General features: G+C 58.9%; 9 protein-coding genes and 2 tRNA genes. 7 read left to right on the top strand and 4 right to left on the bottom strand.

The features are described 5' to 3' along the window. Positions 1 to 90: 90 nt before the first annotated feature. The 5 genes from hflK to ACA063_RS02505 all read left to right on the top strand — a co-directional run bounded on the left by hflK (position 91) and on the right by ACA063_RS02505 (position 7056). Positions 91 to 1266: an FtsH protease activity modulator HflK gene (gene hflK, locus ACA063_RS02485; RefSeq protein ID WP_194691585.1), complete on the top strand. Its 1176-nt coding sequence runs from the start codon at positions 91 to 93 to the stop codon at positions 1264 to 1266. Beyond that, complete coding sequence (gene hflC, locus ACA063_RS02490; protein ID WP_497664661.1) at positions 1266 to 2135, top strand: protease modulator HflC; 870 nt, start codon at positions 1266 to 1268, stop codon at positions 2133 to 2135. Before hflK ends, hflC begins: the two co-directional genes overlap by 1 nt. A gap of 315 nt (positions 2136 to 2450) precedes the next feature. Continuing rightward, a complete protein-coding gene (locus ACA063_RS02495) occupies positions 2451 to 3638 on the top strand; it encodes an ATP phosphoribosyltransferase regulatory subunit (protein ID WP_497664662.1) in 1188 nt (395 codons plus the stop codon). Positions 3639 to 3692: 54 nt separating this feature from the next. Continuing rightward, complete coding sequence (locus tag ACA063_RS02500; protein ID WP_162437107.1) at positions 3693 to 4982, top strand: adenylosuccinate synthase; 1290 nt, start codon at positions 3693 to 3695, stop codon at positions 4980 to 4982. Positions 4983 to 5121: 139 nt separating this feature from the next. Further along, complete coding sequence (locus ACA063_RS02505; protein ID WP_497664663.1) at positions 5122 to 7056, top strand: methyl-accepting chemotaxis protein; 1935 nt, start codon at positions 5122 to 5124, stop codon at positions 7054 to 7056. An 80-nt stretch (positions 7057 to 7136) separates the two neighbouring features. Here the strand turns inward: ACA063_RS02505 and ACA063_RS02510 are convergent, their stop codons facing one another. The 4 genes from ACA063_RS02510 to ACA063_RS02525 form a co-directional block, all read right to left on the bottom strand. Next, a complete protein-coding gene (locus ACA063_RS02510) occupies positions 7137 to 8702 on the bottom strand; it encodes an ABC transporter permease (RefSeq protein ID WP_497664664.1) in 1566 nt (521 codons plus the stop codon). Next, positions 8702 to 9712, bottom strand: coding sequence for an extracellular solute-binding protein (locus ACA063_RS02515; RefSeq protein WP_497664665.1), 1011 nt, complete (start codon positions 9710 to 9712; stop codon positions 8702 to 8704). Before ACA063_RS02515 ends, ACA063_RS02510 begins: the two co-directional genes overlap by 1 nt. A gap of 355 nt (positions 9713 to 10067) precedes the next feature. Continuing rightward, positions 10068 to 10154, bottom strand: a tRNA-Leu gene (locus ACA063_RS02520). Positions 10155 to 10320: 166 nt separating this feature from the next. Continuing rightward, positions 10321 to 10407: transfer RNA gene (locus tag ACA063_RS02525), tRNA-Leu, on the bottom strand. Between the two features lie 224 nt (positions 10408 to 10631). On the opposite strand from ACA063_RS02525, the gene rnr reads away from it, so the two are divergent. Together rnr and rlmB are read left to right on the top strand one after the other, a co-directional pair. Beyond that, positions 10632 to 13268: a ribonuclease R gene (rnr, locus tag ACA063_RS02530; RefSeq protein WP_497664666.1), complete on the top strand. Its 2637-nt coding sequence runs from the start codon at positions 10632 to 10634 to the stop codon at positions 13266 to 13268. Beyond that, entirely contained in the window at positions 13265 to 14026 is a 762-nt protein-coding gene (rlmB, locus tag ACA063_RS02535; RefSeq protein ID WP_497664667.1) for a 23S rRNA (guanosine(2251)-2'-O)-methyltransferase RlmB, read from the top strand. Before rnr ends, rlmB begins: the two co-directional genes overlap by 4 nt. The last annotated feature ends 120 nt before the right edge of the window (positions 14027 to 14146 follow it).

The raw sequence follows: 14146 nt of genomic DNA on the forward strand, positions 1-14146 counted from the left end.
GAGAAAGCGGTTGTGCCGCAGTGACAGGCATTCTGTAGCATTGGTCGGCGCGCCGTGGGTGCGTCTTTGCTTTATCAGATGGAGAGCGCTATGGCTTGGAATGAGCCGGGTGGCAACTCGAATAATCAGGATCCTTGGGGTGGCAAGCGTCGTAATAACGGCGACCGCAAGGGACCACCAGATCTCGACGAGGCCTTCCGAAAGCTGCAGGAAAGCCTGAATGGGTTGTTCGGTGGTGGTAAGAAACGCGGTGATGACGGCGGTGGTTCGGGCAAGGGTGGCGGCTTCGGCGGCATTCTTGGTGTCGTTCTCGTTGTGCTGGCGGCCGTGTGGCTGTACAGCGCGGTCTATGTCGTAGACGAGCAGGAGCAAGCCGTGGTGCTGCGCTTCGGCAAGTACTACGAGACCGTCGGCCCGGGTCTGAACATTTATTTCCCGCCGATCGATCGCAAGTATCTTGAAAACGTCACGCGTGAGCGTGCGTACACCAAGCAAGGTCAAATGCTGACTGAAGACGAGAACATCGTCGAAGTGCCGCTGACCGTGCAGTACAAGATCAGCAACCTGCAGGACTTCGTGCTGAGCGTTGATCAGCCGGAAATCAGCCTGCAACACGCGACTGAAAGTGCCTTGCGCCACGTGGTGGGTTCCACCGCAATGGACCAGGTGCTGACTGAAGGTCGTGAATTGATGGCCAGCGAAATCAAGGAGCGTCTGCAACGCTTCATGGATACCTATCGCACCGGTATCACCGTCACTCAGGTCAACGTACAGAGCGCAGCGGCACCGCGTGAAGTGCAGGAAGCCTTCGATGACGTGATTCGTGCCCGTGAAGACGAGCAGCGTTCGCGCAACCAGGCTGAAACCTACGCCAACGGCGTCGTGCCGGAAGCCCGTGGTCAGGCCCAGCGCATCCTCGAGGATGCCAATGGTTACCGTGACGAAACCGTCTCGCGCGCCAAGGGTGAGGCCGATCGCTTCACCAAACTGGTGAGTGAGTACCGCAAGGCACCTGAAGTCACCCGCGAGCGTCTGTACCTGGACACCATGCAGGAAGTCTTCAGCAATACCAGCAAGGTTCTCGTGACCGGCAACAAGAATGGCCAGAGCAATCTGCTGTACTTGCCGCTGGACAAGATGATCGACAGTGGCCGCAGCACTACCAGCGCCCCGGTAACGGGTGCGGCAGCCACCAGCAATGAAGCGAATGCGCGTGCGGCAGCTGACCTGCAGCAACAGCAAGCACGTACCAGGGAGAGTCGCTGATGAGCAATAAATCGCTGATCGCCCTTATTGTCGGCGTCGTCGTGGTGATCGCTGCCTGGAACTGCTTCTACATCGTGGCTCAGACCGAGCGTGCGGTGTTGCTGCAGTTCGGTCGCGTGGTCCAGGCTGATGTTCAGCCGGGCCTGCATGTGAAAGTGCCTTACGTTAACCAGGTGCGTAAATTCGACGCACGCCTGATGACGCTGGACGCACCGACGCAGCGCTTCCTGACGCTGGAAAAGAAGGCCGTTATGGTCGATGCCTACGCCAAGTGGCGCGTCAAAGATGCCGAGCGCTTCTACACCGCAACTTCCGGCCTCAAGCAAATCGCCGACGAACGTCTGTCCCGTCGTCTGGAATCGGGTCTTCGTGACCAGTTCGGTAAGCGTACGCTGCACGAGGTTGTTTCCGGTGAGCGTGATGCACTGATGTCCGACATCACCGCTTCGCTGAACAAGATGGCTGAAAAAGAGCTGGGCATCGAAGTTGTCGATGTTCGGGTCAAGGCTATCGATCTGCCGAAAGAAGTGAACCGCAGCGTTTTCGAACGTATGAGTTCCGAGCGTGAGCGTGAAGCTCGCGAGCACCGCGCCAAGGGTAACGAGCTGGCAGAAGGCATTCGTGCCGACGCCGATCGTCAACGCCGCGTGTTGCTGGCTGAAGCCTATCGTGAATCTGAAGAGGTTCGCGGTGACGGTGATGCCCAGGCTGCTGCGATCTACTCCAAGGCCTACGGTCAGGATCAGGAGTTCTACGGTTTCTATCGTAGCCTGCGAGCCTACCGTGAAAGCTTCGCGAACAAATCCGACGTCATGGTCCTCGACCCAAGCAGCGACTTCTTCCGTTACCTGGAAAAAGCCAAACCTTGATGCACCGTTGACCTGATTCATCCCGCCGGGCGGCTAAAGCCTCTGGCGGGGTGATCCTTTGGGAAAACGTGTGTATGATGCGGCAGCCGGGAAATTCCCGGCTTTTTTGCGTCTGCATGTTTGATTGCTGTTTTTATGCAGGCGACCGAGTTGAATGACTCGAAAGATTTTTCGAGGAAAGTGATTGGCGAAGCCGGTTCAAGGCTTTTTGCCACGTCGTTCATGCGCGAAGTTTGTGTGCATGGGCCAGGCATTTTCTGCTTCACTCAAGGCTCGCCCCAAGGCTAGCCGCCCGGATCATAGGGGAATGGCGTAATGGCAACGGTAGACCGCTGGCTGCTGCCAGATGGCATCGAAGAAGTACTGCCACCAGAAGCGGCGCGCATTGAAGTAGCGCGCCGCCAGGTGTTGGATCTGTTCCAGAGCTGGGGTTACGAGTTTGTCGTGACTCCCCATATCGAGTACCTGGAATCCCTGCTGACCGGCGCGGGCTCGGACCTTGATCTGCGTACCTTCAAGGTTATCGACCCGCAATCGGGTCGGCAGATGGGGTTTCGGGCGGACATCACGCCGCAGGTAGCGCGCATCGATGCGCACACCCTGCGACGCGAAGGCCCAAGCCGCCTGTGCTATGCGGGCAGCGTGCTGCATGCGCAGCCGCGCGCCTTGTCGTCCTCGCGCAGCCCGATTCAGCTGGGTGCCGAGTTGTACGGCGATGGCAGCCCGAGCAGCGACGTGGAGGTCATCAGCCTGATGCTGGCTATGCTGCAACTGGCCGACGTGCCGGATGTGCACATGGACCTCGGTCATGTCGGTATCTACCGTGGCCTGGCCCGCGCTGCCGGTCTGTCCGGTGAAGTGGAACAGCAGCTGTTCGACGCCTTGCAACGCAAGGCCATCGATGAGGTCATTACCTTGACCGAAGGCTTGCCTGCCGATCTGTCGGGCATGCTGCGAGCGCTGGTCGACCTGTGTGGCGGTCGTGAAGTGCTGGATGCTGCCCGTGAACGCCTGGCCAATGCGCCAGCGCCTGTTCTGGCGGCACTGGATGATTTGCTGGCCATTGCCGAGCGACTGTCCACGCGCTTCCCGGAATTACCGCTGTACTTCGACCTGGGCGAGTTGCGCGGCTATCACTACCACACCGGTGTGGTGTTCGCGGTGTTCGTTCCGGGTGTTGGACAGTCCATTGCCCAGGGCGGTCGTTACGACGACATCGGCGCCGACTTCGGTCGCGCTCGTCCGGCAACCGGCTTCTCCACCGATTTGAAAACCCTGGTGACCCTGGGGCGTGCTGAGATCAAGTTACCGTCTGGCGGTATCTGGATGCCTGACAGTACGGATGCGGCACTCTGGCAGCAGGTTTGCCAGTTGCGCAGTGAGGGTCAGCGTGTCGTTCAGGCGTTGCCTGGGCAACCTTTGGCCGCCGCCCGTGAAGCGGACTGCGACCGGCAATTGATTCAGCAGAACGGGCTTTGGCAAATATCGCCACTGGCTTCTTGAGTTTTCCTGCCGGCCGCCGCCGGCACCAAGTTTGCGCGAATGAGGACAAGTGTTATGGGTAAGAATGTCGTAGTCCTGGGCACCCAATGGGGTGATGAGGGCAAAGGCAAGATCGTTGATCTGCTGACCGAACATGCTGCCGCCGTAGTGCGCTACCAAGGTGGCCACAACGCTGGTCACACCCTGGTGATCGACGGCGAGAAAACCGTTTTGCACCTGATCCCGTCGGGTGTGCTGCGCGAAGGCGTGCAGTGCCTGATCGGCAACGGCGTGGTGGTTGCACCTGATGCCCTGCTGCGCGAGATCACCAAGCTGGAAGAGAAAGGCGTACCGGTGCGCGAGCGCCTGCGTATCAGCCCGTCCTGTCCGCTGATCCTGTCGTTCCACGTTGCGCTGGACCAGGCGCGTGAAAAGGCCCGTGGCGAGCTGAAGATCGGTACTACCGGTCGCGGTATCGGCCCGGCATACGAAGACAAGGTTGCGCGTCGTGGCCTGCGTGTTGGCGATCTGCTCAACATGCCGCGCTTTGAAGACAAGCTGCGTGAACTGGTGGATTACCACAACTTCATGCTGGTGGGTTACTACAAAGAGCCAGCCATCGAATTCGACAAGACCCTGGCCGAGTGTAAGGAATACGCTGAGCTGCTCAAGCCGCTGATGCTCGACGTGACTGCCGAGCTGCACGACCTGCGTCGCGCTGGCAAAGACATCATGTTCGAAGGCGCCCAGGGCTCGTTGCTGGACATCGACCACGGTACTTACCCGTACGTGACCAGCTCTAACACCACTGCTGGCGGCGTTGCTACCGGTTCGGGTGTGGGTCCTATGTTCCTGGACTACATTCTGGGCATCACCAAGGCTTACACCACGCGTGTAGGTTCGGGGCCGTTCCCGACTGAGCTGTTCGACGCGGTCGGTGCGCATCTGGCCAAGCAAGGTCACGAGTTCGGTGCGACTACCGGTCGTGCTCGTCGTTGTGGCTGGTTCGACGCGGTTATCCTGCGTCGCGCTATCGATGTGAACAGCATCTCGGGCATCTGCCTGACCAAGCTGGACGTACTCGACGGTCTGGAAACCATCAACATCTGCGTTGGCTACAAAGATGCAGAAGGTAAAGACATTGCGCCAACTGACGCTGACAGCTATGTAGGCCTGCAGCCTGTGTACGAAGAAGTGCCAGGCTGGACCGAGTCGACCGTGGGTGCCAAAACCCTGGAAGAGCTGCCAGCCAACGCCCGTGCTTACATCAAACGCGTTGAAGAACTGATCGGCGCGCCGATCGACATTATTTCGACGGGCCCGGACCGCAACGAAACCATCGTTCTGCGTCATCCGTTCGCTTAATAAGTTATTGATGTAAAACACAAAGGCCCCTTAATTGGGGCCTTTGTCGTTTCTGCCCCCCCGGGCGGCATGACCTTTGCTGTGAATACCTTTTCTGGCGTGCCATCAATTTAATGGCGTCAATACAGAGGGCTTTCCTGTGTCAGCCGTTCTCTCACTGTTACAAAGCCGTTTGTTGCGGCCTGTGTTCGTTACCCTCGGTATCGCCCTTTTGGTGCAAGTGCTGGTTGCTGTTGCTCTGACGCGAAGCACGGTGACTGCGCTGGAAGCTGACCTGGGGGTACGCCTTGGTGCCGACAGTCAAAAACTGTCCGGCGAACTTGAGCAGGCCGGGCGTGAAGTCACGTCGAGTCTCGAAAGTTTGTCGACCAGTACGCGTCAGCGTCTGACGGCCGGATTGTCTTCGAAACTGGAGGAAGAGCAGGCCCAACTGCGTGCAACGCTAGAAAAGGATCTGAAAGATTCGGCGAACGACATGGCGCAGTTGCTGGCCTCGGTAGCGCCTCGTGCCATGTGGGACAGCGACGTTCCAACGCTCTCCGAATTTGCCCGTCGGGCTCAGCGTAATCCCAACGTCTTGTTCGTGGTCTACGACGACGCGACGGGGCAGCATCTGACGCGTTATCTGAACCGGGAAAATCCGATCAACAAGGCCCTTCTGGAAAAAGGTCAGGGCGAGCGGGCGCTGGACAAAGTGCTGGATGCGGCAAAGAACGACCCGTCGGTCTACTACCTCGAAGCCTCGATCAGCCCTAACGGCGTGGAGATCGGCAAAGTCTTGATGGGTGTCTCGACCGCCTCGGTGGAAACCGATCTGGCGGCCCTGGACAAGCGCTTCTCGGCCCTGATCGCCAGTAGCGATCAACTGGTCGCCGACAGTCTCAAGGGCGCAGCCGCTGACAGCGCAACGGCAATGCGTGCGCGTCTGCAATCTGCGCAATCCACTGCATCAGACATGAAAGCCAACACCACCAGCACGGTGCAAGAGGCAGCGTCGACATTGCGCTGGCGCATCGGCATGAGCCTGGCTGTGGTTGGTTTTGGCGTGCTGCTGTTGCTTGCGGTCGTTCTGGGGCGTCGCGTGGTCAATCGCTTGAAGCTGCTGATCGCTGCCATGGATGACCTCGCGGCAGGTGAGGGTGATCTGACTAAACGTGTGCAGATCAACAGCAAGGACGAGATCGGCGACATGGCTTCGGCGGTCAATCGCTTTGTGGATAAGTTGCAGCCGATTGTGCGCGAAGCAGGCGATGTGGCGCAGCGTACCGGTGTGGAGATCGGCGCGATGACCTTGCGCAACGCCGGTGCGGATGCAGCGGCGGGCATGCAGCGTGATGAGGTGGCCGAGAGCCTGCGCGCGCTGTCGCAAATGGCCGACGATGCCCAGTCTGAAAGTCATGCCATGCAGGCAGCCTTGCAGCAGGTGGTGGACATTCGTTCAGCGACGGATGAAAACACCCGGACTTCGGCGAGAGTCGGGGGCCTGATCGAGGCGTTGGCGGGGCAGGTCGATACCGGCGCGAAAGTCATCGAGCGACTGGCGCAACAGAGCGAACAGATTGAAGTGGTGCTCACGGTCATTCATGGGATCGCCGAACAAACCAATCTGCTGGCGTTGAACGCGGCCATCGAGGCGGCGCGTGCGGGTGAAACCGGTCGCGGGTTTGCGGTGGTGGCTGACGAGGTGCGCGCACTGGCGAGCAAGACGCAGAGTTCCACGGGGGATATCCAGGCGCACATCGTAGCCCTGCAGCAAGGTGCGCGTGAGGCGGTCGCAGCGATCGGCCAGGCCGGGCGTCAGGCCAATGAAGGGTTGCTGGTGCTGCGAGACAGTGCGCGCCTGCAGCAATCGGTGCAGACGTCGGTCGAGCAAGTGCATGCGGCGATTGGCCTGGCGACACAAGCTGCAGCGCATCAGGCGCAAGGTGCGCAGGCTGTGCGCGGACGTGTCGAGACCATTCATGCGCAGGCTGAGAAGGCTGCTCAGGCGGTGGTGGAAACCACGGCCAGCGGCAAGGTTCTGGATGGGTTGGCGGCGCAGCTGAAGGCGAGCCTGGGGCAGTTCAGGGCTTAAGATCAAAAGATCGCAGCCTGCGGCAGCTCCTACATGGGATTGATGCTCACCCTGTAGGAGCTGCCGCAGGCTGCGATCTTTTAGCGGCTCAAATACATCCGCGTCGTCAGCAGGTAAACCGGTAATCCCGACACTAATATCAACAACGCCGCATAAGGCGCCGCCGCCGCGAACTCCACGTTGGCCGTATGCGCCCAGACCTCCGTCGCCAGCGTATTAAGGCCGGTTGGACTCAACAGCAGCGTCGCCGTCAGTTCCTTCATCGCATCCAGAAAAACCAAGGCAAACGCCGCGCCCAGTGCCGGAAAAATAATGGGCAAGGTCACCCGGCAGAATGCACTGAAAGATGACGCCCCCAGCGTGCGGGCAGCCTCCTCCAGTTGCGGTGCAGCCTTGTTCAGTGCCGTGCGAATCGGAGCCTGCGCCAGAGGCAGGAACAGCAGCGCATAGGCGATCAGCAACAGCGCCGACGTTTGGTACAGAACTGGCACGTAGTGCAGGGCGAAATACACCAGCGTCAGGGCAATCACCAGGCCAGGCAGGGCATGCAGCAAGTACGGCAGCCGTTCGGCCCAAATCGCCAGTTGGCCTTTATAGCGCACCACCAGTAGGCCCACAGGCACAGCGAGTGCCAGGCACAACGCTGCACCGCCCAATGAGAGTGCCAGTGACGACAGCAATGCTTCACTGATCGCTGCCGCCGGGAAGGCCGCTGAAGAACCTACCGCCAGCCAATATGCAAGCATTCCCAATGGAATGCCGCTGCCAATGATTGCCAGTGCCAGACAATAGGCCTGGCCTCCCAGCGCCCAGGGGCCGAGGTGTACCTGCTCCGCACGTCGTGCGGCGCCTTGGCCAGTGCGCACATGCCGGCCTTTGCCGCGTACCCGAAGTTCCAGCCACAGCAGGATCAGGCATAGCGCCAGCAGCACTGCAGAGAGCATGGCGGCATTGGCGTTGCTGAATTCCAGTTCGAATTGCTGGTAGATCGCGGTAGTGAACGTTTGCAGGCCGATGATCGACAGGGCGCCGAACTCGACCAGCATATGCAGTGCGATCAGCAGCGATCCGGCCAGCAACGACGGCCAAAGCAAGGGCAGGGTCACCCGGAAAAATACGCCCCAGCGGTTCTGGCCCAGCGTGCGTGCGGACTCTTCCAGTGAAGGGTCCAGATTTCGCAGCGTTGCAGCGACCGGCAGAAATATCAGCGGGTACTTGGACAGCGTCATCACCAGGATTGCCCCGCCCAACCCTTCGAAGTTGGCGCTCAGGGATACCCAGGTAAAACTGCTGACAAACGCCGGTACGGCGAACGGCAAACACAGGATGACTCCCCAGACTCGCCGTCCACGAAGATCACTGCGTTCCAGCAGCCATGCCAATGACAGGCCGATGACGCCGCAGGCGAAAGTAACGCCGATCATCAGCGCCAGCGTATTGCGCAGCAAGCCAAACACATAGGGCCGCCACAGCAGATGCAGTGCTTCTGCCCAGCCCGCCTGCCAGGTCTTGAGTGCGACATAGGCAAGCGGCAGCAGGCTGAGAATCACCAGTAGTAAAACCGGCAGCAACAGCCAGATCGACGGACGCTTGCGTCGCGGCACGTAACCCCCGCGCGGGGCGGGGGCGGATAACGATGCGCTCATCAGTTCAAGCCAACGTCACGTTCCAGATCCAGAGCTTCTTCAGCGTTGCCGAGGTCGGCGGGGGTGACTTTAGGTGCCTCCAGTTCACTGAACGGCTTGAGGCCGCGATCCGATTCCATGCCTTTGTGCAACGGATACTCGGCGGTTGTTTGGGTAATCACGCGCTGCCCTTCTTCGCTGGCCATGTAGGCAAGCAATTGCTGGGCTTCTTTTGGATGTTTGCTGGACTTCAATACCGCGGCACTCGAAACAGTGATCAAGCCGCCGACATCGCCACCGGTAAAGTAATGCAGTTTCGAGTCGAGCTGACCTTTTTCGCGCTGCAGGGCGAACCAGTAGTAGTTGTTCACCAATACCGTGGCCACCTCGCCATTCTCTACGGCCTTGAGTGCGACCATGTTGTTGCTGTAGGTCTTGCCGAACGCACGCAGCCCCGTCAGCCATTCTTCGGCCGCATCCATGCCGTGCACTTTGATGATTGCTACCGCTTGTTCCTGGAACGCGCCGCTGGTGGGCACGAAACCGACCTTGCCTTGCCATTTCGGATCGGAAAACTCCATGACCGATTTCGGCAGGTCTTTTTCATCGATCAGCTTGGGGTTGTACGCGACGACGCGGACACGGGCGGTAATACCAATCCAGGTGCCATTGGCCGCAACATAATCTTTGGGCAGGACCGCGAGGGTAGCGGCATCGGTCTGGGCCAATACGCCTTGTTCGCCAAGTTTATTCAGGGGTGGGGATTCTTCGGTGTAGATCACGTCGGCAGGGGAGCGATCACCTTCCTCGACAACCTGGCTGGCGAGCTGGTTGCTGCTGCCCTTGCGCACGTTGACGTGAATGCCGGTCTTGGCTTCAAAGGCTTTGGCGACGGCGTCACCAACTTCCTTGTGTTGTCCGTTGTAGAGCGTCAGGGAAACCGGATCAGCTGCCTGGGTGAGGGGAGTGGCGATTGCCAGGCCGAGCAGGGTGATGGTCAAGCCGCGGCGCAGGGTATTTCGAAACATCATTCGCAGGGTTCCTCACTGTCGCATTGCAAAAACTTGAAACAATGATAAACGATATTGTTTCTCAAGTGCGCCTTGCGGGGCCGGGAAGTCTTTGCTAAAGCACCCGGCACAGCACCTGTAGCAGCTGGCGAAGCCTGCGTCCGGCTGCGAAGCAGGCGTAAATCCTGAATGCACGGATTTCCTGAAGCACCGCATCGCCTGATTTCACGACTGCTTCGCAGTCGGACGCAGGCTTCGCCAGCTGCTACAGGTCGTGTGTTTGTTAAGAGGGGGATTGATTTTTGAAAGCCAGAAACGCAAAAACCCGCTTTCGCGGGTTTCTGTGAAATCCAAGGCCGTAACCTTGAATTTGAATTGGTGCCCAGAAGAAGACTCGAACTTCCACGACCTTGCGGTCACCAGCACCTGAAGCTGGCGTGTCTACCAATTTCACCATCTGGGCATAATCTTCAGCGTTGCCGCTGTTGATGTGGCGCACTATACGGAGAGCTTTTTGATCTGTAAACCCCTGATTTAGTTTTAATAAATCAGGGACTTTGAATGCAAAAAACCCGCTTTCGCGGGTTTTTGTGCGAGCCTTGAAATTGATCTAATCTCAAGCTCGAAATTGGTGCCCAGAAGAAGACTCGAACTTCCACGACCTTGCGGTCACCAGCACCTGAAGCTGGCGTGTCTACCAATTTCACCATCTGGGCAGTATCGGCAACGTCTCCGTCGTCGATGGCGCGCACTATACGGAGCGTCTTTTTAACTGTAAACCCCTGGCAGCAAAAAAACCTGCAAAATATTACCAGCGGCATTCAAATCAGTTTTGGAGTGTCGATATAGGGCTTTAGGAAGGCTGTCATAGCCTGAAATTTCCCGTTTCATTACGCCTATGCCAAACTAACCCGTATATAGACAAGGTGAAAACTCTCTAATGGCCGATTGGCAGTCCCTCGATCCCGAGGCCGCTCGTGAAGCGGAAAAATACGAAAACCCTATTCCTAGCCGCGAACTGATCCTTCAGCACCTTGCTGATCGGGGTTCGCCTGCTAACCGCGAGCAACTGGTCGAAGAGTTTGGTCTGACCACAGAAGACCAGATCGAAGCCCTGCGCCGCCGCCTGCGCGCCATGGAGCGCGACGCTCAACTCATCTATACCCGTCGCGGCACGTATGCGCCTGTGGATAAGCTCGACCTGATCCTGGGCCGCATCAGCGGTCACCGTGATGGTTTCGGTTTCCTGGTTCCGGACGACGGCAGTGACGACCTGTTCATGAGCCCGGCGCAGATGCGTCTGGTATTCGACGGTGATCGCGCGCTGGCCCGTGTTTCCGGTCTCGACCGTCGCGGTCGTCGCGAAGGCATGATCGTCGAAGTGGTGTCCCGTGCTCACGAAACCATCGTGGGTCGTTACTTCGAAGAGGGCGGTATCGGCTTTGTGGTTGCGGACAATCCGAAGATCCAGCAGGAAGTGCTGGTAACGCCGGGTCGCAACGCCAATGCCAATATTGGTCAATTCGTCGAAGTGAAGATCACTCACTGGCCGACGCCGCGCTTCCAGCCGCAAGGCGACGTGGTCGAAGTCGTGGGCAACTACATGGCGCCGGGCATGGAAATCGATGTCGCCCTGCGCGCGTACGATATCCCGCACGTCTGGCCTGAAGCGGTGTTGAAAGAAGCCGCCAAGCTCAAGCCTGAAGTCGAAGAGAAAGACAAAGAGAAGCGCGTAGACCTGCGCCATCTGCCGTTCGTGACCATCGATGGTGAAGATGCTCGCGACTTCGATGACGCGGTGTATTGCGAAGCCAAGCCAGGCAAATTGCGCCTGTTCTCCGGTGGCTGGAAGTTGTACGTGGCGATTGCCGACGTCTCCAGCTACGTGAAAATCGGTTCGGCATTGGACAACGAATCCCAGGTTCGCGGCAACTCGGTGTACTTCCCCGAGCGCGTAGTGCCTATGCTGCCTGAGCAACTGTCCAACGGCCTGTGCTCGCTGAATCCGCACGTTGATCGGTTGGCCATGGTTTGCGAGATGACCATCTCCAAATCCGGCGAAATGACCGACTACTGCTTCTACGAAGCCGTGATCCATTCCCATGCCCGCCTGACCTACAACAAGGTCAGCGCGATGCTGGAAACGCCGAAAATTACCGAAGCGCGTCAGCTTCGTGGCGAATACAACGACGTTCTGCCACACCTAAAACAGCTGTACTCGTTGTACAAGGTATTGCTGGCTGCTCGTCACGTGCGTGGCGCGATCGATTTCGAAACGCAGGAAACCCGGATCATCTTCGGCACCGAGCGCAAGATTGCCGAAATTCGTCCGACCGTGCGTAACGATGCGCACAAACTGATCGAGGAATGCATGCTGGCGGCCAACGTGGCCACTGCCGAATTCCTGAAGAAGCACGAAATCCCTGCGCTGTATCGCGTGCACAACGGTCCGCCACCGGAGCGTCTGGAAAAGTTGCGTGCCTTCCTGGGTGAGCTCGGCCTGTCCCTGCACAAAGGCAAGGATGGTCCGTCGCCGAAGGATTACCAGGCACTGCTGGCGAGCATCAAGGACCGTCCGGATTTCCATCTGATCCAGACCGTCATGCTGCGCTCGTTGAGTCAGGCGGTGTACAGCGCTGATAACCAGGGCCACTTCGGCCTGAATTACGAAGCCTATACCCACTTCACTTCGCCGATCCGCCGCTACCCGGACTTGCTCACGCATCGGGCGATTCGCAGCGTCATACATTCGAAAATGGACACCCCGCACGTTCGTCGTGCTGGCGCCATGACCATTCCGAAGGCGCGCATCTATCCGTACGACGAGGCGACGCTGGAGCAGCTCGGCGAGCAGTGCTCGATGAGCGAGCGCCGTGCCGACGAAGCCACTCGTGACGTGGTGAACTGGCTCAAGTGCGAGTTCATGAAAGACCGTGTGGGCGAGTCGTTCCCTGGTGTGATTACCGCAGTGACCGGTTTTGGCCTGTTCGTCGAGCTGACCGACATTTACGTCGAAGGCCTGGTACACGTCACGGCGCTGCCGGGTGATTACTACCACTTCGACCCTGTGCATCACCGCCTGGCCGGTGAGCGTACCGGTCGCAGCTTCCGCCTTGGCGACACCGTTGAAGTGCGCGTCATGCGCGTTGACCTCGACGAGCGCAAGATCGACTTCGAGATGGCTGAAAAAACCATCAGCGCGCCGATTGGCCGCAAGAAGCGCGGGACCGAAACCACTGCACCTGCGGCTAAAACCGCTGCTGCAGCAGAGCCGGCGCCGGCCAAATCCGGTCGTCGTCCTGCCAAGGAAAAAGCTGTCGAAGCCTATCGTCCGAGCGACGCAGCGGCGAAAAACGCTGAGCTGCGCAAGAGCCGGGAAATGAAGCAGGCATTGCTGTCTGAAGCGAAAAGCGGCGGTAAAGCGGCGTCTGGGGGAAAGACCGGACGGTCGGCGCCTGACAAGGCTCCCGGCGGCAAGCCAGCGAAACCGAGCAAACACCGTAAGGGCCCGCCAAAAGCGGGTTCCGCTCCAGCAGCCAAAAGCGGCGGGGCGCGTAAACCTAAGGCCAAGTCATGAGTAATCTGGAAAAAATCTACGGCGTGCATGCCGTAGAAGCGTTGCTGCGTCACCACCCGAAACGCGTCAAGCAGATCTGGCTGGCAGAAGGCCGCAGTGATCCGCGCGTTCAGACGCTGATCGAACTGGCGAACGAAAATCGTGTGGCAGTCGGCAATGCCGAACGTCGCGAGCTGGATGCCTGGGTTGAAGGCGTTCACCAGGGTGTGGTGGCGGATGTGAGTCCGAGCCAGGTCTGGGGCGAAGCGATGCTCGACGAGCTGCTCGATCGTACCGAAGGCGCACCGTTGCTGTTGGTGCTTGATGGCGTGACCGACCCGCACAACCTTGGCGCTTGCCTGCGTTCGGCCGATGCGGCCGGTGCACTGGCGGTGATTGTTCCGAAGGACAAGTCGGCCACGCTGACCCCGACGGTACGAAAAGTCGCCTGTGGCGCGGCGGAAGTGATTCCGTTGGTTGCTGTGACCAACCTGGCGCGCACCCTTGAAAAACTCAAGCAGCGCGGCTTGTGGGTTGTCGGAACGGCGGGCGAAGCTGAGCAGAGCCTGTACCAGCACGACATGACCGGTCCAACCATCCTGATCATGGGTGCCGAGGGCAGCGGCATGCGTCGCCTGACCCGCGATCTCTGTGATTATTTGGTGCACCTGCCGATGGCTGGCAGTGTCAGCAGTCTGAACGTGTCCGTGGCGACTGGCGTGTGCCTGTTCGAAGCTCAGCGCCAGCGTAGCGTCAAAGCTGTCACCAAAAAGTCCTGACACGCTCGTCGGATTTGTAGGGTTGGTAGGAGCTGTCGAGTGAAACGAGGCTGCGATCTTTTGACTTTGGTTTTTCAAGAACAAAAGATCGCGGCCTTCGGCAGCTCCTGCAGGTATCCA

It is taken from the genome of Pseudomonas sp. LBUM1643 (genome assembly GCF_059716215.1).

Bases quoted from the DNA above. Each gene is read 5' to 3' on its own strand.
- rlmB (WP_497664667.1), top strand. From the start codon at position 13,265: ATGAGTAATCTGGAAAAAATCTACGGCGTGCATGCCGTAGAAGCGTTG.
- rnr (WP_497664666.1), top strand. From the start codon at position 10,632: ATGGCCGATTGGCAGTCCCTCGATCCCGAGGCCGCTCGTGAAGCGGAA.
- ACA063_RS02515 (WP_497664665.1), bottom strand. From the start codon at position 9,712: ATGATGTTTCGAAATACCCTGCGCCGCGGCTTGACCATCACCCTGCTC.
- hflK (WP_194691585.1), top strand. From the start codon at position 91: ATGGCTTGGAATGAGCCGGGTGGCAACTCGAATAATCAGGATCCTTGG.
- ACA063_RS02510 (WP_497664664.1), bottom strand. From the start codon at position 8,702: ATGAGCGCATCGTTATCCGCCCCCGCCCCGCGCGGGGGTTACGTGCCG.
- hflC (WP_497664661.1), top strand. From the start codon at position 1,266: ATGAGCAATAAATCGCTGATCGCCCTTATTGTCGGCGTCGTCGTGGTG.
- ACA063_RS02495 (WP_497664662.1), top strand. From the start codon at position 2,451: ATGGCAACGGTAGACCGCTGGCTGCTGCCAGATGGCATCGAAGAAGTA.
- ACA063_RS02500 (WP_162437107.1), top strand. From the start codon at position 3,693: ATGGGTAAGAATGTCGTAGTCCTGGGCACCCAATGGGGTGATGAGGGC.